Consider the following 21,185-nt stretch of genomic DNA (forward strand, 5'->3'; position numbering starts at 1 on the left):
GCAGTCAGAAACGAAGCCATTCCAAAACCGACGTACGGTTGCCGCTCCCGCGGATTGCTTATTTTCTTCGCTTTTCCTTCCATTTGATTCGGACAATCACCGCAAACAGGATCAACGCAATTCCGACGAAAACGGGCGAAAGAACATCAATAATCTTGGCACTGAAAATACGATTGGCAAAATTGGTCCACATAGAAGACTGGCCGGCATTGGGCCGGGACAGGGCTGCACTCTGAGCCAAACGCTGCAAGTCATACCGGAACAGGGGAGTGGTGACGGACAGATTTTCCGGGACGGGAAACAAAGCAGGAGACAGGTCCGGGGATTTTTCCAATTTACCGATTTCGACGGCCAACAACAACCTACCCTGCCGGTTGTAGTGTTTGCGGGCATAAACGACATTGTCCCGTTTGCCGATCCACAGAACACGTCTGGCCGGTCGCTGCCGGTTGAAATCACTGTTTGGAGCTTTGACCTGGTCAATGCTTATCTGGGACATACCCGCCACCAAAATTGGATCAGCCGGATCGGATATTGTGAGCTTGTAACAGGGAATATCGCGATATCGGTCTTCTTCAACGACATATTTGCTGAACAAAATTTCAATCTCGTTGAATTCCCGGAACAACAAGTCAAGCCTTGATAAGATCAACACTTCCAGCATTGGAGCCGAAATATTCCCAATCGTACCATATTGACCGCTTTTATTTTGAACATAGATTTCCCGGCAGGCAGAACCGGCATACAATTCCACTCTCTTATAAACAAAGCCGGTATCATCCACCCATCGGTAATATTTGCCGGAAGTGATGTCAGGATTATCGGGATCAGGTTTGTCAACCACTGTAATATAAGCGAATTTTTCTCCCGCCGGCGCGATTTTCCCGGCCAATGCTTTTCCTCGCTGATACTCCGTTTCGGCAAGACAGACACTGAAAGTAAAAACCAGTGATATCAATATCAGGGAAAATTTTGAGATATTTTTCACAACAGTTGCCTTTTACTGCTTTTATTCATTGTGACGTCCACAATCAGTCAACCTCGCTGGATGAGGTTCTATAAACACTTTATAACTAGTACTTAAAATCATAGGCAAACCAGCCTCTTCCGGTATTCCGGTAAGAGGATTTATAACATATTCCTGTTTGAGTCGATCACGAGCCATTATAACAGCACTGGCTTGTCCCCGGTAATTGCCATTGCCCGTTCCATTATGAGGAGAGAAATTCAAACGGGGAGCACTGACAAATTCTGTATAAACAAATGACCAAATATTGCCGTTCTGCTCCCAGCCTAACTGCCGCCCCATATCCGCATTGACAGTGCTGAAAGGAAATGTCCGGGAAACGCTTTGTGCGGCTTGACCGCAATATGTATAAACTGGCGCAGAAATATGTTCATTTATCTTATAAGGTTCAGATTCATATTCAACAAAATAAGCGTTAACGGCCACCAAAGGGAAAAAGATCAAAATTCGTCTAAACATAAGAAAATTTCCTTGATTTTCAGCTTCTTTTGAATTATTTCCGAATCATGATAAACCAATTGGCGCCACGATCGATCACCACATCATCTTCTCCTTGATAATCAAAATCATTGATGATCTTATGGCATCCATAGGCCCTGATATGAAACGTATATCTTCCATGGTTCGCATCGGATTTTTCCCGGTCGATATCAATTTGAACATTGCCGGAAGATATCGTCAACGGCGAGCGAACCATCTGCGATAATGGCGAAGCCACCTGATCCATGTAATCTTTTTTTTCATCATAAATGACTACATGCGGAACTCCCTGATAAACATCCTCTGCAATGAAACCATCGGCAGGAACAGGCCGATGCAAAGTAAAAAACAGACCAGTCCCCAATAGTACCATCAATCCAGCGAAAAGAGTCAAACCGATTTTAATTTTTTTTGTCACTCGGTCTACTCTTCGTGCTGTTTACAGGGATAATATACCGAAGGCTGTGATTCAAAATGTTCACGATAAACCGACCTTATGTATCGAGACGGTCCATATTCTACAGCAACACCCTGTTCATTGATACGATATTCCTGTTCGTAAACTTTGGTTTCCATGATCGCATAAACGCCAGCTGCACTATTATAACCGTTGCCGGTACCATTATGCGGAGGAGAATTCAGAGGAGGAGCAGTGATCGATTTTTCATAAACGAAACTCCAAACCGTACCGGTCTGCGTCCACCCCAATTGCATACCCAAGTCTGAATTTACCGTATTGAATGAAAAATACTTTACAACAGTCCGGGCTTCCTGACCACACAGGGCCCGCACAGGAGAACACGTTTGAGCCGCTACGACTACCGGATCCTCATTAAATGCGATCGTAAATGCATTAACATTTATCAGAGGAAACAACAGCACTAGAAAAATATGTTTTTCCTTTTTCATAAATTTCACTCCCAGATAATTTTTCCTTCCCTCCTGGATATTTGACCGCAGGCCAGTTAATGTTACGTCCCTCCTTTTCTGGTTGAATCAAATACAAAGTCGGCCGGCAATTGAAAGAATGATAACTTTCAAGAATATTTATAATAATTAAATTTTAAATCAACTGATCCGGAACACTGTTGTTATATATTATAGCAAAAAAAAATTCAAATGTCAATACCCAAGTATAAAATGGATTTTTTTTCTACAAATAATTTTCTTTCGAAATTTTCGGCTACCGCAATGCAGCCGCACTTGCGGTAGCCGCGCAACCTGATCGCGCCGACCAGACATTCGACCAGCTCCCGGTCACTGTAGCCAACCGGCAGCATCTCCGGCAGAATTCCCACCTCCGGGAAAACCACGATCACCCGCAACGGCTTGCTGGTCACCGTATTGCACCGGCTGGCCGGAACCCGGACGATCAGTTGATCACGCTCCAGCAAATTCAAAGTCTGATTGATCACTGTCGTGCTGACCTTGAACTCCTCCTGCAAATCGCAGACGCTGTCCGGTTTGCGGCCGACCGGATAATAGCCAGAGGCGATGCGCCCGGTCAGAATGTCATACAACTGCCGGGACGGCGATATCTTTTATCAAAACTTCCATCATAAATTTTACTTTCGACCATCTGTAACGGACTGCTGTTTTTTTCAGTTTACAGCCTCAAAAATAAGCAATCGTCTCCGGTTCCAACCGATCAGCTTGAAACCGGAGACGACCTTTCGCGAGGCAATTTACGATTCAGTTTGCCCCAGGTACAGCTTCCGCGTTTACGGTTTTTGCAGCAACTCCAACACCGTCAGCAGACAACGCGGCACGTGAAAGAAACCTTTCCAGGCTCCTCCCTTGACGTCCTGGCAAACCGTCCCATCCAGCTCCGTCAAAGCAAACCATTCGCCGCCGCGTTTTTCATCGCGCAAATGCCGCCAGATCCAGCGATCGACCGCCCAGAAACGCTCGGACCATTCTTCTTCTCCGGTCAAATGCCAGCAGTAAAACGCCGCCACCAGGGCCTCGCACTGCGCCCACCAGGCTTTCACGCCGGCGGTCGGCTCCGGACAGGGCAACTGCAACGCATCGGCGACGTAAAAAACTCCGCCATGCTTGAAATCCCAGGCGTACTGCCAGATGATGTCGCAGAAATTCAACGCCCGCCGAAGCAGCGCCTGGTCACCGATGCGTTCGGCATATTGCATGACGAACCACATCGCTTCCAGGCCGTGGCCCGGATTGACCAGACGGCCCTCCGGCGTCTCCCAATCGAACGATCCGTCCGGATTGGCACGCTCGAAGAACCGGCCGCACTGCGGCGAATAGAAGGCAAAGCACTCTTCCACCGCCTCACCGGCCAGCCCGATATAATCGTTGGTATCCAGATAACCGCTGACCGTGCAAGCGGTATTGATCATGATCAACTTATGGCCGAAGCGGCGGCCGGCCGGCAAACCGTAGTAATTGCCGGACTCAAAACGCCGGATGCTGTCGGCGAAATATTCCAGGCAGCGGCGCGCTTCCCGCTCGTACTTCGCCTCTCCGGTCGCCCGGTACAGCGCCGCCGCTCCGAGCGCGGCGAAGCTCTCGCTGAACAATGCCCGCTCATCGGCGGCCGGAATTCTGATCGCCCCCTCCCGGCTGAGCGCCAGGGCCAGGGCGCCATCCGGCTGCCGGCCGTGCCGCTCGACAAATTCATAGCCCTGTACCGCCGCGGCCAGATACGCCGGACAGCCGAAAGGCGAAGCCGCCAACCGGGCGAACATGTAGATATTGCGCCACTGCAGCCACATGTATTTGTCAAACCCGAACGGCTTGCCGTCACCGTCCAGCATGGTCAGAAAGCCGCCGAATTCCCGGTCGACACTGTGCTGCAGCCAGAACGGCGTGATTTCCTCCAGCAACTCCTGTTCGTAACATTGCCGCAAATCTTCCAATACACACGGTCCGTTTGTTTCGCTCATGCTTCGCCTCCCTGGCCGACGGCCGGTTTGAATGTTGACGAAAAACTGTCCGCTGACATCAGATATCTTACAATTCCGGTTGGAAAAATGCAATCCCGCAACGGACAAAACCGTCGATCATTTCCCGCCGCCGCGCCTGCCGAACCAGCGCCGCATCACCGCCTCCGCCGGTTTGCCCTGAATCGTAAATCCTTTGTCGACGCCGGGTTCGTCGAAATAATGCGGCCGGTGCTGCGTTTCATCCCATTTCCACCAGTACAATCCGAGCCACTGCGGCACCGTCCAGAACGTCCGGAAAACCGCCTCCATATAATCGGCCTGTTCCCGGCCGTCGTAGCCGGTTTTTTCCAGGAAATCGAACGGCCGGGAAATACAGCCGTGGGCGGAGCGCACGCCGATTTCGGTGAAAGCCACCGGCTTGCGGCCGAACCGTTTGGACAGCCGTTCGACCTTGGAACGCCGGGCGGAGAGAAATTCCACCATCTGCTCAACGCTGTAATGCGGATGGTCGGCGAAAGCCGGCTTGCCGTCCGGGACCGGACACGCCGGCGGATAATAACTGTAAGAGAGAAAGTCCAGTTCATCGAACCAGTCCAGTTCATAATCTTCCAGCGATTTGAAGGTGCACTCGTAGGTAAGCGGACCGGAGTAAACAGCACGGATTGCCGCGATGACTTCCCGCCATTCGGCGCCGCGCCCCTCGGTACCGAAATATTCGGCGCCGATGATCATCGCTTCCAATCGGTTGCGTTCGGCAAATTCGGCAAAATATTTGCTGCTCTCGATGAAACTGTCGAACCATTCGCGCCAGTAATCCGACTGCACGCCGTTGATCTGCCGGCCTTCCGGGAAAGCGACCGACCCCATCCAACTGCCGTCCAGCGGCGTCAGGCACGGTTTGAATAAAACGCGCAATCCGGCATCGTGCATCGCCCGGGCCATATCAGTCAATTCCGCCTCGCCGGAAGAATAGGCAAAGTCCAGAAACACTTTGCGCGACGCGAATGTCTCCTGGCAGAAATTGGCATTCAGCGTCACCCAGTTGACCCCGGCGGCAGCCATCAGCGCCGGTTGGGCGAGCACTTCCGGCCGCCGGTAATACCCCCGCCCGGCCATGAAGCCGAAATTCATGCCGCAATGCAGTTCATTGAACAGCGGATGATTTTTGAAACGGGACGGAATGTCGACTTGTGAATGGTCCAGCATTTTTTCAGCTCCTTTTCGCTTCGATTTTTTCCGGCCGGCCGGAGGCGATGCTGCGGTAACAGGCATTCATCGCCTCGATCGTCTGCCGGTGCCAGCGCAGATTGATCTTCGGCTGGATATGATGCCGGATACAGCCGACGAATTCATCGATCAGGCCGATCCATTCGTCGAAATAGGTGTACTGCACCGTATAGCGATCATGCGGCGCACCGTTGTGGTAGACATTCGGCCCGAAGCAGTCGCACATCAGCACGCCTTCGTCGCCGACCACCGTCAGATTGACTTCCATCCGTTTCGGGAATTTCTCCCAGCCCGGTCCCGGAATGCTCAGCCGTTCTTCCAGCCGCGACCAGGACGGGTCGAACAGGAAGGCGGTGCCGTCGGTCATTTTGCCGTTGACCAGCAGCATATCCTCGACTTCCAGTTCCGGCCGCAGGTTCGGCCCGGCCGCCGAATACACGAAGTCGAAATCGGCGCCGGTCAGGTGACGAACTAGATCGAACACGTGCGGATGATCGCACAACGCGCCGCCGCGGCACCGCCGGTCGCCGGCTTTGAGCGGCACCCGGGCGCCGTAACTGGCCTCCGGCACCCCCTGCCAGGGAAACGCCCAGACCGGCGACAGCGTGATGTTGGTCGCCTGGATGGAACGGACACGACCGACCGCTCCGGCGGCGATCAGCTCCTTCAGCCGCCGTACCACCGGATTGTAATGCATTTCCAGCTCGATCTGCAAGATGACGCCTGCCGCGTCGACGGCGGCGATCATCTCATCGTATTCGGCCGGGTCGAAGGTTGGAATTTTCATCGACAGCATATGCAGTCCCCGGCCGGCGCACGCTTTGACCTGGGCCGCATGGCGGCAGTTGGCCGAAGCGATGACGACCGCCTCAATGTCCGGATGACGCTCGAACATTTCCTCCTCGCTCAGATAACACGGCACCTGCCGTTCATAAGCGGCGTAAACCTGCCGGGCGGCTTCATCTTCGGCGCAGCAGGCCACCCATTCCAACCGCGGATTGTCGCGCAGGGTCTGGTAATACTTCCGGGTATGTCCGTGGGTCAGGGACATCATCGCAATTTTCACCGGTTTCATCCTTCCATCCTTTCCGTAAAGACCGTCGACTCCCCGGCGGCGGCACCGGCGAGTATTCTGGAAACCTGCCGGGCCAGCCGGTCGGCCGCCGCTTCCCATTCGCCGGCCAGAGCCGGCCGGCTCAACACGGCAAACGCCGCCCGCAAAGGCCAGATTGCCGTCTCATCGAAACCGAACAGCTCCAGATCGCAATCGGTAAAACACCGTTCCCCGCCAGCGGTGAAAACGTAGATCGAAGCCTGCGGCAACTGCGTATCCACCACCCGGTCGGAGGCGACACCGCGCCGGGCGATGATCTCATGGCGATCGAGCCGTTTCAACCGGCCGCCCGGATCGGCGACACACTCCAGACTGCAATTCCAGCCGTTGTCCAAACCGGCGACGACATTGCAGCACCGCGTCCCGCCGCCGACTGCAAAGGCCGAACGCAGCCGGCTGCCGCTGAAAAATTCACACAAATCCAATTCGCGCAATAAAACCGCCGCCAGATTTTCCTCCGGCAGACAGGCAAAAAATCGCAGCGTCGAAACCTCCTCCAGGGTGTGGTCGTCGATCATTTTTTTCAATTCAACGAAACGCCGTTCCACCCGCCACGGCAACAGCGGCGTTGCCGGGCCGCCGGTTCGCTGCAGCGCCGCCGGCACCGGCATTCCGGCAGGCGGCGCCACCAACCGCCCGTCGGACGGCACGGCGTATTTGGCGCACAATCGCACCAGCGCCTCATTCATCTCTGTCAGATTCATCGGACGGTCCCTTTCGATATCCAGGTTCTCATGCATGCTACAGGCTTTTGATCCGCGGCATATATTTTTCCAGCGAAGCCCGGTTGGCTTCATCGCCGCCCGGGGTGTTGGCGCTTTTCCAGACCGGCGGCACGATGCCGCGCGCCAGACACTGCCGGGCGGTTTCGATCTCCAGCAGATGGGCGATGGTAAAATCGACCACATTGGAAATCGGTGCAACCGGCGTATCCATCCCCGGCAATTCGACCACCGCGTCGCCGACCGGATTGTAATCGTCGATGCAGACATCGGCCAGATCGAACAGATTCCGACCGGACGGATGGCGGATAAAGTGATCCGCCGGCATCTGCCGCTGCCAGCAGGAACTCGAGACGGCGATGATCTGGACGCCGTGTTCTTTGGCTTCCAGCGCCGCATCGATCGTCGCGGCGTTGATGCCGATGTTGTGAAAGATCAGCAGCAAATCTCCCGCCTGCAGTTGGTAATACCGGACGATCGCCCGGCCGTAATTGACGCAACGTTCCAGTTCCAGGTATTTCAACGCCTGGTTGAATACCGACAGGCCGGTTTCCATCAGCGGATTGATATTGCAAAATCCGCCGGCCCGGAAAAAGATTTCCCCCATCGCCAGCGTCGTATGGCCGCCGCCGCCATAGACGTTGATCAGCCGGTCGGCGGCGATGGCATCGGCCATCAGGCCGGCGGCGCGGCGGATGTTGCCGCCCTGCTCGGCGACGACCCGCCTGATGTTGCTGAAAATTTTTTCGACATAACCGCCATCATTCCATTCCGTCATTTCCATTCTCCTTTCCCCTGCTTATTTCCGGATGACCCGCCGGTAATTCCGGCCGATGCGGTCCCATAACTGCAACGCGTCCGGCGCCGCCAGCACCGTGCCGTAGCCGCCGCGGTACGTCCAGGTTCCCAGCCGGTCGACGCCGAGCGATTCGTAGAGTGAAACGATTTCGTCGACCTGGCTGAACTCCTCCGGCTGTTTGTAATAGCCCATCAGCCAGCGTTCCGACAATTTTCCATATTTGCGGGCGATTTCCACTGTCCGCCGGGTGACGTCGACGAAGAAACTGCGCGGCAGATTCCAGGCGATGATCGTCGTCGAAAACACATCGAAACAGGGCGAGGTCGCCACCAGGTCCCAGTTGTCATAGCCGCGCAGTTCGGTCACATAGTAACCGTTCAGCGTCGCATGAACGCAGCAGGTGATTTCGAGCGCCGGTTTGAACTCTTTGAGCCGGCGCGAAGTATCCTCCAGGATAACCAACGCTTCCCGCCAGCGGAACTGTTTGACATCGTCGTTGAGCACTTTCGGCATTTCATAACCGTAATAGTCCTGAAATTTCCGCCGGCAGACCGGGCACCGGCAGCTCCAGTCCTCGCCGGCGCCGCCGGTGATCGAAGCGAAGGACTTCGGCAGCGCATAGTGCGGCTCATCCCAGAAAAAACCGTCGGCGGCGGTTTCCCGTGCCAGCGTCAGACAGAAATTCTGAAAGTAGTCCCGAAACGAGCCGGTGTTGAAACAGGCGGCGTTGAGTTTGGCGCCGCTCAACGCGGCGACCTGCCGGTTTTCGAGATGGTTCTGCAGAAACAGACTGATTTGCTCGCCGCCGAAATATTTGCCGATGCCCCACGGGTCCAGCAACACCTTCAACCCCAGCCGATGCGCCTGGTCGACGATGGCGCCGAGGTTCGGCCGCCAGAAATCGAAATCGAATTCCGTTACCGCCAGGATGACGGCCGTGCAGCCATGCTCCAGCATCTCCTGGAAATCGGCGGCGGCATGTTCCACATAATTGAGCCCGTAATAACTGATTGAAGTTTGTGTAATCGCCATGTTCCATCCTTCCGGCTAACGATTGTTTCCAAGGGTTCTAATGATGATTCAAAAGGTATTTTCCACTTCGGCCGGCCTCCGGCATCATCCGGCCGCCGCCGAAATCAAAGGAACTCTCCCGCACCATCAACTCCGGATTGAGGTAGCTGATCGAATGACCGGCCCCGCCGTTGCCGCGGACGCGCTGCAACAGCATTTCGACGGCGTTTTCGGCGATTTGAGCGATCGGATAGGAGATACTGCTCAACGACGGAAACACCTCCATCGCCATCGGCAGGTTGTCGAATCCGACGATCGACAACTCCTGCGGCACTTTCAATTTGCCGATCCGGGCGCAGCGCAGCATCCGCATCGCCAGCAGGTCGTGGTAACAGAACAACCCCGTCTTGCGGCCGTTGTAAAGTTCGACGAGCTTGGTCGGCGACAACACCTCGTCGAGATTGCGGGCGTCGACCAGGATGATGTGTTCCGGAGGCAAAGCCCGATTCTGCGCCGACAACTCGCCGGCGAAGCCCTGGAGCCGCAAATCGTCCTGAAAATTTTTAATCCCGACATAAATGAAATCCCGGCAGCCGCATTCGATCAGATGCCGGGCCACCAACCGGCCGGCTTCGAAGTTGTGCACCATGACCACGTCGCTGTCGAAATTCTTCAACTGCCGGCCGATGACGACGAAAGGAAGCGACAATTCAGCCAGCGCCGGAACCGATTTTTCATCATGGGCCGGACAGATCAGGAATCCTTTGGCGCCGCTGTCGGCCAGCATCGCCAGTTGGGCCTTCTCATGCTGAAGGTCGTAATTGCTGCAGGCCGAAAAAATTTCGACATCACGACGCCGGCCGCTCAGCTCAACCGCATTGACCAGCCGGGAAAAAAACGGGTTGTCGACGTTCGTCACCAGCACCGCAAAGCGCCAGCCGCGGTCGAGCTGGGCCGGTTGCTCCCGGTAAACGATTTGCAACCGTTTACTGGCGCTCTTGAGGATGCCGAGCGACTGCAGCTCCGACACCACCTTCTGGGCGGTCACCAGCGCGACGCCGAACTCTTCGGCGATTTCCCGAACCGTCATAAACGGTGTTCCGATGTTGCCGTGCTCGCCGCGGGCGATCTCCCGGCGCAACTGGGCAACAATCTGTTGTTTCTTATTATAACGGTTGGACAACTGCATTTCCGACTCCTTGTTCTATTTTCAATTATAGTAACTATATAACAACATAACAACAAAAATATAACAACAAAAGTCGAAAAACGTTGCCGGCGGCTTTTGAGAAGCTGGGTCCGCCCGCCGGATTGCGCATTGCCGCCAAAACAACTCGCACACGGCGTTATTTTGCACTTTTTTTGTTATGCAATTGTTGCCTTGTTGTTATGTTTTCACTATACTTCAATAGTAGAGACGAACCAAATACCGTCAATAATACACAACTCAGAAAGGGTCCGGAAATGAACAAACGCCGCTTCACATTGATTGAATTGCTGGTCGTGATCGCCATCATCGCCATCCTCGCCAGTATGCTGCTGCCGGCGCTCGGCAGGGCCAAGGCCAAAGCCCAGGAAATCAAATGTGTCGGAAATTTGAAGCAGCTCGGGCTGGCCAATCTTTTTTACGCCGACGACAACGACGACTATTCGCCCCGGCCGGTCGGCTATGCCGAATCGAACTGGGGAATCGACAAGATCTTCTGGCCGTATAAAATCGCACCTTACGCCGGCAGTCATATCGACACCGACGACGACACCACCCAGGAGAACTGGCGGACCAATCTGATTTTTCACTGTCCGTCGGAAGGCACCGCGCCCTATTTCGGCTACGGCAAAAACATGACCACCGAAAACTTCACGGCCAACGGCGGCCTGATCAAACTGGCCTCCTACGTCGATCCGAGCAGCAAAGGCGTCTTCGTCGACGATTACACCACCGGCAGCCGCAACTCGCTGGTCATGTACAGTTGGAACCGTTACGACGCCAAAGTAGTGGGTGCGGTCACCCCCCGCCACAGCAACGGCGCCAACATCGGCTTCGCCGACGGCCACGTTGAAAAATACGGGGCGCAAAAGCTGGAATCCGTCCTGGCCCTGGCCGGCAAAAACGGCCAGACCATGTGGTACTACAACATTCCGACCGAGCAATAAGCAGTTCCCCGTTTCCCCTGCCGGCAGCCGTCCGCCGCCTCGACCGGCCGGGCCGCCGGCTCCTCCCGCAAACTCCATTTTCATTCTTTTTTGTTATGCCTTTATTGTTTCGTTGTTATATCCGGCTTATACTCTATTTTAATGGGAAGGGCGAAATCGCAAGTCCCTTCCAACCCGGCAAACCGGCCCAAAACAGAAAGGATCGGATCGATGAAAAAGTACCAATTCACTCTGATTGAACTGCTGGTCGTGATCGCGATCATCGCCATCCTCGCCTCCATGCTGCTGCCGGCGCTCGGCAAAGCCAAGGCCAAAGCGCAGGCCATCAAATGTCTCGGCAACCTGAAACAGCACGGCATCGCCGCCATCCTGTACGCCGGCGACTGGAACAGCTATCCGTGGAGCGAATACCGGGCGGCCACGACCGGGCAGCGGTATGCGGTAGTCGGCGTCCTGGCGGAATCGGGTTATCTGTCCTCGCCGGCAACCTGGCACTGTCCCGCCAACACGACCACCACCAATAATTTTACCGACATCCCACCGGACGACTGGCAATCGGGCGCCTGGCCGGATTCCCGGACCATGGTCAACTATGCCTACAATCGCAATTTCCTGAAAGCGCTGCGGGTCTGGGGCACCTGGAATCATTGCGGTGATTGCGCCGCCCACGGCGGCTCGGAGCAAAGTGCGGCAGCGATCGACGGTTCGCCTTATGCGGCCGGTTCGATCATGTTCTGCGACGGCAGCCTGATTTATCTGGACGATACCCACTGGGTCACCGATATCGACAAGCAGGGCAATGCCACCGGCCGGATCCGTTTCGTTCATAACAACCGGATGAATTTCGTCCGCGGCGACGGTTCCGGCGATCAGGCGATCATCAGCGAACTGGTCGCCGACAATGTTGCATTTTATAAGAAATATTATTCGATCTGGTGCGATTAACCGCTATGGTAACGATAAACCAACAGGACTCTTATGCACAATCGATTTTTACTCACCCTCCTCGCCGCGCTGTCGGCCGGCAACTGGCTGGCGGCGGCCGACTGGCTGCTCAACGACTTCGAAACGCCGGAGGAGATCGCCCAATGGCGGATCCGAGAATCACCCCAGAAAATGCCGGAACTGACGCTCAATCGCGAATCGCAATTCGTCACCTCCGGCCGGGGCTGCGGGCAATTCGATTCTCCCGGCACCCGCAGCGGCGGTCCGGGCTGGCCGGCTTTCCTGCTTCCCGGCGACCGGATGAACCGCGACGACTGGCGCGCCTTCGACGAAATCACTTTCGATGTCTACAATCCGTCCGAGCTGGAAATCAGCCTGTGGCTGCGCTTCACCGTCGAAGGCGGCCTGTGGCACAGTTTCCGGGTCCAGGTGCTGCCCGGCTCCAATCACCTCGCCGCCGCCTTGCCGGAACTCGTCAGCCGGGGAAAAATGACCGAATTTCAATTTTTTCACAACGAACCGCCGGAGGACCGGACTCTTTATATCGACAATCTGCGGCTGCTGGTGACGCCGGCGAAAACCGTCGAAAAATGGGAGCGGCTGCGCAGTGGACTGAACGATCCGGAGCGGCTGCCGATCCGGGAAGCGGCCGGCAGACAGGCCGATTTCGCTGCCTTCGCGACCAGGCTCGACACCTGGCGGCAAATCGATGATCCGATGACGGCGGCCGAAACGTTACTGACCTGGCGGGACGAGCTGGCAAAACTGGAAAAGGAATGCGACGACGCCTTCAACCGGCGGAAAATCACCGAATGGCAGCAGAATTTTCCGAACCAGCCGTGGGGATACGCCGTCGAAACCGGCAGCCGGAAGGTATTCCGCGACGAAGTGCCGTTTCAGGGCACGCCGGGCGGCAGCCTGCAAATAACGCTGGCCCGTCACGAATACGAGGCCGCCCAACTGGTCCTGCGCGCCAGTCAGGCCGTCGCCACGGTCACGGCCGGGGTCAGCGATTTAACCGATCCGGCCAGCGGCCGTACCATCGATCGCGGCAACATCCGCATCCATCCGGTCGGATACGTCCGGCCGCCCCGTGTTTCCTATGCCGAACGGCTGACGCAGTGGTACCCGGATATCGTATTGACCGACCTGGCTCAATTCGATCTTGCCGCCGAGGTCTGGCAGCCGTTGTGGGTGGAAGTTTACGCGCCACGCGACACCGCCGCCGGCACCTATGAAGGCACCATCACCGTCCATGGCGCCGGAATGGAATCGCTCATCGTTCCGCTGTCGGTCACCGTCTGGGATTTTACGCTGCCGCTTGCCGCTTCGCTGCCGAACCTCTTCACCTACGAAGCCAACCGGGCCCACCGGCGCTATGCCCGCAACCAGGCGGAATACGACGAATATGTCCGTTTCAAAAAACGGCAAATTGCCTACGACCAACTGAGTCCCGGCGCCCGGCGCCTGCGCGACCTGGAAATCACCAGCGAAAACCTGCTGCTCGCGCACCGCTGTTCGCCGTCGAGCCTGTACAATACCAGCTGGACGCCGCAGGTTGACGACGTCAGGCGCTGGATCGACCGCGGCGCCAGTTGTTTCAATATCCTCTGCGTACCGGGCATCGCTTCGCTGCGCGAAGGCGAACCGTATCCGGCCGACCGCAAAGCCGAAATTCTCGCACTGCTCGCGGCGGCAGTCCCGCAATACGACCAGGCCGGACTGCTTCCCTACGCCGTCATCTACGGTTTCGACGAAAGCAGTCCGAACCAGTACGCCGGCATGCGCGACATCATGCGGGAAATCAAACAGCGTTACCCGTCCATTCCGTTATTGACCACCGCTTTCGATTACAGTTTCGGCCGGGAGAGCGGCACCGGCGAGTATCTGAACGCCTGGTGCCCGCTGACGCCGCAATTCGAAAAACATCGCGACGCAATCCGGCAGAAGCAGCGGGAAGGGTTGCAAATCTGGTATTACACCTGTTGCGTCCCGTCGCCGCCGGCAGCCAATTTATTGCTGGAGCAAAGCGGCGTCGCACCGCGTATGCTGCTCGGCGCGCTCGCCGCCCGTTACGCGCCGGACGGTTATTTGTACTACCAGACCACGATGTGGCCGGACGATACGCCGCTCGTCGCCGGCGGCGTGCTGACCAACCAGGACGGCCGATCTTCCTACCAGGGCTACAACGGCGACGGCCTGCTGCTGTACGCCGGCCGGAACGGTCCGCTACCCAGCCTGCGCCTGAAGGCGATCCGCGACGGCCTGGAGGATTATGAATATTTTCATCTGCTGCAGCAACTGGCCGACGAAGCGGCCGCCGGCCGCCGCGACCTGAACGACGGAGACCGCGAAACGCTGCGGCAACTGCTGGCGGAATTGCCGCAACTGGCCGAGAGTTTCGAATCCTTCGATCAATCGGGCAACGCGTTGCTCGCCTATCGGCGTCGGGTCGGCGACTTCCTCTCCCGGCACCTGTGCCGCTCCGCGCCTGCGGTCCGGTAAAAACCGGAGGAACCGTCCAGTCATTTCCCGGCGGCACCGAACCGTTCCGCCGGTTTTTCCATATTCGACGCCGTGTGCAAGATTTTTTTTCATTCCGCGTGAAATCCGGCCGGATTGCTGGTAACAGTCGCTGACCGGCCGATGGCCTGTTGGAAAGCGCCGGAAATATCGGCGTTTCCTGTCGTCAGCTTCGCCCGATGAACCGCATCCGGGTACGCCCCCGGGGCGGCAGCGATTTTTTATAAAAAAACCTGCACACGGCGATATTTATTTTTTCCCGGCATTTGCAGTTTTTCCATTGTGGTGATATGCTATTGGTCGGAGGAGAATTCGTTTTTTTATTGCGCCGGCAGCCGCATCTTGCGCTGTCGTATTGTCGAAGAGGAGTCGTATCTATGTCTGCCAAAGCCAATATGAGTGTATTCACACTGTCGATGCTGAACATCGCCGCCGTACTGTCGATCGTCAATTTTCCCACCCAGGCGGTCTACGGATACCAGATCATTTTTTACATTTCGGCGGCGGCGGTCTGCTTCTTCATCCCGACCGCGCTGGTTTCGGCGGAACTGGCCTCCGCCTGGCCGTACGACGGCGGCGTTTATCTCTGGGTCAAAGAGGCATTCGGCCCGCAATGGGGCTTCGTCACCGTCTGCATGCAATGGCTGAACAGCCTGCCCTGGTTCGCCACCGTATTGACTTTCATCGCCACGACGATCGCCTACATTTTCAATCCGGAACTGGCAAGCAACCGCAGGTTCGTCTTTTCGGTCGCCGTCACCACGATGTGGCTCTGCACCTTTCTCAATTTCCGGGGCGTCAAACTCTATGCGCTGCTGAGCAGCATCGGCGCCATCGCCGGCACGATCTTTCCGGTCGCCGTCATCATCGTGCTGGCCGTCTGGTATCTTTCCGACGGCAATCCGGCGGCAATTCCATTTTCCTTTCACGCCATGCTGCCGAAGCTCGACAGCCTGAAGGAGTGGATGCTGCTGGCCGGTATGATGGTCGCCATCGCCGGCATCGACATGCCGGCCGTGCACGTCACCGATGTCAACAATCCGCAGAAGAATTTCCCGCGCGCCATCCTGATCTCTTCGGTGCTGATCATTCTATTGAGCATTTGCGGCTCCCTGTCGATCTCGCTGATCGTCCCGCCCCAACAGTTGAGCCTGGCCTCCGGCGCTCCGGATGCCTTCGACAAGATGCTGACCGCGCTCGGGCTGCACTGGCTGACGCCGGTGATGTGTCTGTTTCTGATCTGCGGCGCGTTGACGACGGTGATCACCTGGACGCTCGGTCCGTCCAAAGGACTGCTTGAAGTCGCCAAGGAGGGTTATCTGCCGCCGTTCTGGCAAGAACGCAACCGGTACGATATCCCGGTCCGCATCCTGACGCTCCAGGCGATCATCCCGTCGCTGATCGCCACCGTCATCTTTTTCATGCCGACCATCAGCGGCGCGTTCTGGGTGATGATGGCGCTGTCGGCGCAATTGTACATGATGATGTATCTGTTGATGTTTTCCGCCGCCATCCGGCTGCGTTATTCGAAACCGGACGTGGCCCGGCCGTATAAAATTCCCGGCGGCAAAACCGGGATGTTCTGTGTCGCCGGCCTCGGCTTCCTGACCTCGCTGGTCTCGATGGCCGCCGGCTTCATCCCGCCGGAAGACATTCGGGCCAAAGGGATCTGGCACTCGCTCGGCTACATGAGCTTCCTGTCCGCCGGGACCGTTTTCTTCCTGATCGCCGCCTGGCTGCTCTGCCGGCGGCAGACGAAGAAAAAAGCCATGGAAACAACCGTGAACCATCCATCCTGACAGCCGGCAGTCTGCCCGGCTCCCGGAATCGCGTCCAAGTCGTGCCCCATTCTCCGTCTGCCGTTCTGTTCACCGGCTGCTTCGGCAGGAGGCCATCCCTGACAACCGACTGTTCACCTGCTTCGCACCGGAATAATTCACCATTGAGGTACCGGATGCCTCGCCGCTGAGAACACCGAAGAGGGTGATATTCAACCGGCTGGCCCCGGACAGCTCGAACGCCGCATCTATCGTTTGATCGACATTCGCCCGGGCCATGCCGGACAACGCCACACGCAAAGTTTCAATCTTTCCGGTCAGAATTCCTTCGCTGGTGCCGCTGGCCTTCAATTGCACCTCCCGCCACTCGCCACTGCAGTTCGCCCGGCTGGTCCCCGACAATCCAATAACCAAAGCATCTGCCGATCCGGACAACTCCGCCTCGCTGGTGCCGCTGGCCTTCAATTGCACCTCCCGCCACTCGCCGCTGCAGTTCGCCCAGCTGGCCCCCGACAAGGCCAGTTCAAGCTCCGCCACATTGCACGCACTCCACTCACCGCGGCTGACACCGGACAACCGGCAGGTCAATTTTTCACCGACGGCACTGTTCATCGTCAGCACACAGGCCCCGGAAACCACAACTTCCGACGGCGATCCGCTGGTTTTGATTTCCAATCGCTGCGGCTTGGTGCAGCGAATACCGGTACTAGTCTGCCATTTTACAACCAATCGGCCGTCCTGGAACTCCTGAACCACATAAGGCAGCAGATTTTCTTCGGTGATGATGTTGCAACTGTCTTCTCCGGCGCCGCACTCCACCGTCACTTCCCAGGTGCCGGACAACGACAGACGCGATACCGGCACGTCGAAAACGGTCCGCCGCTCCGCAACGACACCGTTGCCTTCCAGTTGGGCTTGATTGAAGCTCAATCCCCACGATTCCTCTTCGGCCGAGTTGACTCCAATCGTCAAGCCGTTCCGATTGATCGAACAGGAGACCGCTAAAACCGCCAGCAACGTACCCGCTAAAATTATTCCCGCCTTCTGCCGCATCGCTTCCAACCTCCGAATTATTTTTCCATAACTCATTGACACCCTGCCCGTCCGGCACCGGCCGCCGGCCAGGCCAATCGAGCCATCAGCTTCACTTCCTCTTATTGACCACGCCCGCCCTGCGCTCCCGGAAAAACGTGCTCACCTTGTCGTCATACCGTAATCCATATTTTCTACGAATACAAGATCGATTCTGACAAAATTATCAATCAGTCACGAACAAAATGATGCCTGAAACTTGTATTCGACGCGCTTTTCGTATTAAAAACGGCGCGGCGGCAAGTGAGGCCGGAGGAATCGGGCGGTTCCGCCGTCTTCTCATTGCTTCCGGCTGAACCATTTCTCAATTTCATAATAGAGCGCCGGCAGGAAAAACAAGGTCAGCAACGTCGAACTGGCCAATCCAAATACGACGATCGCCGCCAGCGGCCGCTGCACCTCCGCTCCGACCCCGGTGGTCAGCAGCAGCGGCAGCAAGCCCAGCAGCGTCGTCAACGTCGTCAGGATTACCGACCGGAACCGCACTTCGCTGCCCAGCAGGATGGCGTCATAAAGGGACTTCCCTTCCCGGCGGAGCTCCTTGAAGTCGCTGACCATCACCACCGCATCCTGCATGGCGATGCCGAGCAGCGCGATAAAACCGACCGCCGCCGGCACCGACAGGAACTGTCCGGTCGCCGCCAGACCGATCACGCCGCCGATCAGCGCCAGCGGCACATTGATCATGACGATCAGGCTGCTGCGCAACGACCCGAAAGACATCCACAGCAGCACGAAAATCAAACCGATCACCAGCGGCACGACGATCAGCAAAGTCCGCATCGCCCGCTCCTGATTTTCGAACTGGCCGCCGAATTCCAGAAAATAACCGGCCGGCAATTCCACCTTTTCGGCGATCACCCGGCGCATGTCGCGGACGATATCGCTGGGCGCCCGGCCGGCGATGTTGCCCTGAATGGTCCAGCGGCGCTGGATTTTTTCCCGGTTGATCTGTACCGGTCCTTCGGTGATCCGAATGGCGGCCACCTGGTTCAGGTCGACATAGCGTCCGGCGGCGGTACGGATTTTCAAGCGGCCCAACTGCTCCGGCGAAGAACGGTACTCTTCCGCCAGCCGGACGTTGATGTCGTAACGCCGGGTGTTCCGGTAAATGCCGGCGATGTTCTCGCCGCCGATGGCGCTTTCGATCAACTGCATCACTTCGCGGCCGGTCACCCCGAACCGCGCCATCGCCTCGTGATTCAATTCAATCCGGATCTGCGGCTGACCGTAACTCTGTTCCGCCGACAGATCGACAACGCCGGGAATGCCGGCAATCGCCTGACGGATTTCCTCCGCCTTCGTCCGCAGCACTTCCAGGTCCTCGCCGTAGAGTTTCAGCGCGAAATAGGCCCGGGTACCGGACAACAGCTCATCGAACGAATTCTGGATCGGCTGGGAAAAATTCACCGTCACCCCGGGGTAATCCTGCAGTTCATGACGCAGTTCGCCGACGATCCGCTGCCGTTCCGCCGCGCCGATCATCCGGCCGGCCGGCCGGGCCAATTCCACCTGGATTTCAGCGAAATTGACCGGATGCGGATGGCTGCCCGCCTCCGGCCGGCCGATCCGCGAAATCGTCCCGGTCACCTCCGGATGACGGCGGATCATGCGCTCCAGATTGCGGACCACCCGGTCGGCCTGTTTCAAACCGATCGACGGCGCCATGTTGACGGTGACCAGAATGCTGCCCTCTTCCAGCGTCGGCATGAACTCCCGGCCGACCGCACGCAACGTCCAGAGACTGGCCAGCAACGCCAACAGCACGGCGCCGAACACGCCCCAGCGCCACCGCAGCACCCACTTCAAGCCGGGCGTATAAATCCGCCGGACCACCGCTTCCAGCCTCCGCAACCGCGCTCCGGCTCTCCCGGCGCTGCCGGTCGAACCGAGCAACACACTGGCCAGGGCCGGCGCGTTGACCACCGCGGCGATGATCGAGCCGGCCAGCGCGACAACAATCGAGCCGGCCAGCGGCCTGAACATCTTGCCTTCGACGCCGCCGAACAGGAAAATCGGGATGAAAACCGCGATGATGATCAGCAGCGCAAACGCAATCGGCCGCGCCACCTCATTGACCGCCTTCAGCAGTATCTGCCGCCGGTCCAGGCCGTGATTTTCCGGCCGTCCCAACTGGCGGATGACATTTTCGACGACGACGATCGAACCGTCCACCAACATGCCGAGCGCAATCGCAATGCCGCCCAGGCTCATCAGATTGGCCGAAAGTCCGGCCCAATTCAAACCGATCATCGCCAACGAAGCGCAGAACGGCATCGCCAGCGCGACGATCAGTGCGGCGCGAAAGTTCCACAATGCGACGGCCAGAACCAGAATCACCAGCACCATCCCCTGCAGCAGCGCATTTTCGACGGTTCGGCCGGCGTTATCGACCAGTTCCGCCTGGTCGTAATAAGGAACGATGGTGACGCCGGGCGGCAGATTCCGGCTGATCTCGGCAATTTTCCCGTGCAGCGCCTCAATCACCCGGGAGGTGTTTTCTCCGTAAAGTTTCAGGACGATGCCGGCCACCACCTCCTCCTCGCCGTTGCGGGTCACCACTCCCCGTCGCTCTTCCGGACCGTAACCGACCGTCGCCACACTGCTCAATTTCAGCGGCACGCCGTCGATTTCCCGAACGGTGATGTTCCGGAGGTCGTCCAGCGATTCCGGCATGCCGATGCCGCGCACCAGATATTCCTCGGCGCCGATTTCGAGGTATTGGCCGCCGACGTTGCGGTTGCCGGCATTGACCGCGTTGACGACATCGTCGAACGAGACGTCGTAACGGCGCATCTCGTCCGGATTGAGCCGGATCTGATACTGCGGCACATGGCCGCCCATCGACAGAATCGCGGTGACGCCCGGCACCGTCTGCAACTGGCGCTTGACGACGAAATCGTTGAGTTCGCGCAAATAAGAATCCAAAGTTTTGCCTTCGGTATCGACCACGCCGGGATCAGCCTGCAAATAATAGATGAACACCTGTCCCAGGCCGCTGGAAATCGGCCCCAGCTCCGGCGGCGGCAGGTTCGGCGGCAGCGCCGCCTCGGCGCTGCGCAGGCGTTCGGCGACCAACTGCCGGGCAAAATAAATATCGACGCTGTCCTTGAAATAGACGTAGACGACACTCATGCCGAAACCGGACGTCGATTTGACCAGCGTCACATCCGGCAACCCGCTCATCGCGCTCTCGATCGGCTGGGAAATCATCAATTCGACCTCTTCGGCCGCCAGGCCCGGCGCTTCGGCAAAAATCGGCACCATCACCGGCGAAATATCCGGAAAGGCATCCCGCGGCGTCTCGACGTAAAAGTAGACGCCGAAACCGATCACCGTCAGCATCGCCAGAATGACCAAACCGCGCAACCGCAGGCTCAACTGCACAATCTTATCGATCATGATTC

At 57.2% G+C, this 21,185-nt stretch carries 18 protein-coding genes; 4 read left to right on the forward strand and 14 right to left on the reverse strand.

What is annotated here, in order from left to right:
- Positions 1 to 58: 58 nt before the first annotated feature.
- The 12 genes from HWX74_RS00775 to HWX74_RS00830 all read right to left on the reverse strand — a co-directional run bounded on the left by HWX74_RS00775 (position 59) and on the right by HWX74_RS00830 (position 10,475).
- Positions 59 to 988 carry a hypothetical protein gene (locus tag HWX74_RS00775; RefSeq protein WP_176011706.1) on the reverse strand — a complete coding sequence of 310 codons (930 nt, stop codon included), beginning with the start codon at positions 986 to 988 and terminating at the stop codon, positions 59 to 61.
- Between the two features lie 21 nt (positions 989 to 1,009).
- Positions 1,010 to 1,486: a hypothetical protein gene (locus tag HWX74_RS00780; protein WP_176011707.1), complete on the reverse strand. Its 477-nt coding sequence runs from the start codon at positions 1,484 to 1,486 to the stop codon at positions 1,010 to 1,012.
- Between the two features lie 34 nt (positions 1,487 to 1,520).
- The gene (locus HWX74_RS00785) at positions 1,521 to 1,925 is read right to left on the reverse strand and encodes a hypothetical protein (RefSeq protein WP_176011708.1); all 405 of its coding nucleotides are present in this window, start codon (positions 1,923 to 1,925) and stop codon (positions 1,521 to 1,523) included.
- A gap of 5 nt (positions 1,926 to 1,930) precedes the next feature.
- The gene (locus HWX74_RS00790) at positions 1,931 to 2,416 is read right to left on the reverse strand and encodes a hypothetical protein (protein WP_176011709.1); all 486 of its coding nucleotides are present in this window, start codon (positions 2,414 to 2,416) and stop codon (positions 1,931 to 1,933) included.
- A 206-nt stretch (positions 2,417 to 2,622) separates the two neighbouring features.
- A complete protein-coding gene (locus HWX74_RS00795) occupies positions 2,623 to 3,027 on the reverse strand; it encodes a GntR family transcriptional regulator (protein WP_176011710.1) in 405 nt (134 codons plus the stop codon).
- A gap of 201 nt (positions 3,028 to 3,228) precedes the next feature.
- A complete protein-coding gene (locus HWX74_RS00800; RefSeq protein ID WP_176011711.1) occupies positions 3,229 to 4,413 on the reverse strand; it encodes an AGE family epimerase/isomerase in 1,185 nt (394 codons plus the stop codon).
- Between the two features lie 117 nt (positions 4,414 to 4,530).
- Positions 4,531 to 5,619: a hypothetical protein gene (locus HWX74_RS00805; RefSeq protein ID WP_176011712.1), complete on the reverse strand. Its 1,089-nt coding sequence runs from the start codon at positions 5,617 to 5,619 to the stop codon at positions 4,531 to 4,533.
- A 4-nt stretch (positions 5,620 to 5,623) separates the two neighbouring features.
- On the reverse strand, positions 5,624 to 6,715 hold the full coding sequence (locus tag HWX74_RS00810) for a Gfo/Idh/MocA family protein (protein ID WP_176011713.1): 1,092 nt from the start codon (positions 6,713 to 6,715) through the stop codon (positions 5,624 to 5,626).
- Positions 6,712 to 7,458, reverse strand: a complete 747-nt coding sequence (locus tag HWX74_RS00815; protein WP_176011714.1) for a hypothetical protein — start codon at positions 7,456 to 7,458, stop codon at positions 6,712 to 6,714. The genes HWX74_RS00810 and HWX74_RS00815 overlap by 4 nt, the downstream gene beginning before the upstream one ends.
- Positions 7,459 to 7,495: 37 nt before the next feature.
- Positions 7,496 to 8,254, reverse strand: coding sequence for a sugar isomerase domain-containing protein (locus HWX74_RS00820; RefSeq protein ID WP_176011715.1), 759 nt, complete (start codon positions 8,252 to 8,254; stop codon positions 7,496 to 7,498).
- A 21-nt stretch (positions 8,255 to 8,275) separates the two neighbouring features.
- Complete coding sequence (locus HWX74_RS00825) at positions 8,276 to 9,307, reverse strand: hypothetical protein (protein ID WP_176011716.1); 1,032 nt, start codon at positions 9,305 to 9,307, stop codon at positions 8,276 to 8,278.
- Between the two features lie 37 nt (positions 9,308 to 9,344).
- A complete protein-coding gene (locus HWX74_RS00830; RefSeq protein ID WP_176011717.1) occupies positions 9,345 to 10,475 on the reverse strand; it encodes a substrate-binding domain-containing protein in 1,131 nt (376 codons plus the stop codon).
- 275 nt (positions 10,476 to 10,750) lie between these two features.
- Between HWX74_RS00830 and HWX74_RS00835 the strand changes: the two genes are divergently transcribed.
- From HWX74_RS00835 to HWX74_RS00850, 4 genes are all read left to right on the forward strand, one after another.
- The gene (locus HWX74_RS00835) at positions 10,751 to 11,440 is read left to right on the forward strand and encodes an H-X9-DG-CTERM domain-containing protein (RefSeq protein WP_176011718.1); all 690 of its coding nucleotides are present in this window, start codon (positions 10,751 to 10,753) and stop codon (positions 11,438 to 11,440) included.
- A 210-nt stretch (positions 11,441 to 11,650) separates the two neighbouring features.
- Positions 11,651 to 12,385, forward strand: coding sequence for a type II secretion system protein (locus tag HWX74_RS00840; protein ID WP_176011719.1), 735 nt, complete (start codon positions 11,651 to 11,653; stop codon positions 12,383 to 12,385).
- A gap of 33 nt (positions 12,386 to 12,418) precedes the next feature.
- Positions 12,419 to 14,890, forward strand: a complete 2,472-nt coding sequence (locus tag HWX74_RS00845; RefSeq protein WP_176011720.1) for a DUF4091 domain-containing protein — start codon at positions 12,419 to 12,421, stop codon at positions 14,888 to 14,890.
- Positions 14,891 to 15,285: 395 nt separating this feature from the next.
- A complete protein-coding gene (locus HWX74_RS00850) occupies positions 15,286 to 16,707 on the forward strand; it encodes an amino acid permease (RefSeq protein ID WP_176011721.1) in 1,422 nt (473 codons plus the stop codon).
- Positions 16,708 to 16,776: 69 nt separating this feature from the next.
- Here HWX74_RS00850 and HWX74_RS00855 read toward each other — a convergent pair whose 3' ends face one another.
- Together HWX74_RS00855 and HWX74_RS00860 are read right to left on the reverse strand one after the other, a co-directional pair.
- Positions 16,777 to 17,739 carry a DUF2807 domain-containing protein gene (locus HWX74_RS00855; RefSeq protein ID WP_176011722.1) on the reverse strand — a complete coding sequence of 321 codons (963 nt, stop codon included), beginning with the start codon at positions 17,737 to 17,739 and terminating at the stop codon, positions 16,777 to 16,779.
- A 318-nt stretch (positions 17,740 to 18,057) separates the two neighbouring features.
- Entirely contained in the window at positions 18,058 to 21,180 is a 3,123-nt protein-coding gene (locus HWX74_RS00860) for an efflux RND transporter permease subunit (RefSeq protein ID WP_176011723.1), read from the reverse strand.
- Between the last annotated feature and the right edge of the window lie 5 nt (positions 21,181 to 21,185).

Source organism: Victivallis sp. Marseille-Q1083 (assembly GCF_903645315.1).
Classification (GTDB): domain Bacteria; phylum Verrucomicrobiota; class Lentisphaeria; order Victivallales; family Victivallaceae; genus UMGS1518.

Excerpts from the sequence above, each read along its gene's own strand:
- HWX74_RS00780 (WP_176011707.1), bottom strand. The coding sequence starts at position 1,486 with ATGTTTAGACGAATTTTGATCTTTTTCCCTTTGGTGGCCGTTAACGCT.
- HWX74_RS00790 (WP_176011709.1), bottom strand. The coding sequence starts at position 2,416 with ATGAAAAAGGAAAAACATATTTTTCTAGTGCTGTTGTTTCCTCTGATA.
- HWX74_RS00800 (WP_176011711.1), bottom strand. The coding sequence starts at position 4,413 with ATGAGCGAAACAAACGGACCGTGTGTATTGGAAGATTTGCGGCAATGT.
- HWX74_RS00805 (WP_176011712.1), bottom strand. The coding sequence starts at position 5,619 with ATGCTGGACCATTCACAAGTCGACATTCCGTCCCGTTTCAAAAATCAT.
- HWX74_RS00810 (WP_176011713.1), bottom strand. The coding sequence starts at position 6,715 with ATGAAACCGGTGAAAATTGCGATGATGTCCCTGACCCACGGACATACC.
- HWX74_RS00815 (WP_176011714.1), bottom strand. The coding sequence starts at position 7,458 with ATGAATCTGACAGAGATGAATGAGGCGCTGGTGCGATTGTGCGCCAAA.
- HWX74_RS00820 (WP_176011715.1), bottom strand. The coding sequence starts at position 8,254 with ATGACGGAATGGAATGATGGCGGTTATGTCGAAAAAATTTTCAGCAAC.
- HWX74_RS00825 (WP_176011716.1), bottom strand. The coding sequence starts at position 9,307 with ATGGCGATTACACAAACTTCAATCAGTTATTACGGGCTCAATTATGTG.
- HWX74_RS00830 (WP_176011717.1), bottom strand. The coding sequence starts at position 10,475 with ATGCAGTTGTCCAACCGTTATAATAAGAAACAACAGATTGTTGCCCAG.
- HWX74_RS00835 (WP_176011718.1), top strand. The coding sequence starts at position 10,751 with ATGAACAAACGCCGCTTCACATTGATTGAATTGCTGGTCGTGATCGCC.
- HWX74_RS00840 (WP_176011719.1), top strand. The coding sequence starts at position 11,651 with ATGAAAAAGTACCAATTCACTCTGATTGAACTGCTGGTCGTGATCGCG.
- HWX74_RS00845 (WP_176011720.1), top strand. The coding sequence starts at position 12,419 with ATGCACAATCGATTTTTACTCACCCTCCTCGCCGCGCTGTCGGCCGGC.
- HWX74_RS00850 (WP_176011721.1), top strand. The coding sequence starts at position 15,286 with ATGTCTGCCAAAGCCAATATGAGTGTATTCACACTGTCGATGCTGAAC.
- HWX74_RS00855 (WP_176011722.1), bottom strand. The coding sequence starts at position 17,739 with ATGCGGCAGAAGGCGGGAATAATTTTAGCGGGTACGTTGCTGGCGGTT.
- HWX74_RS00860 (WP_176011723.1), bottom strand. The coding sequence starts at position 21,180 with ATGATCGATAAGATTGTGCAGTTGAGCCTGCGGTTGCGCGGTTTGGTC.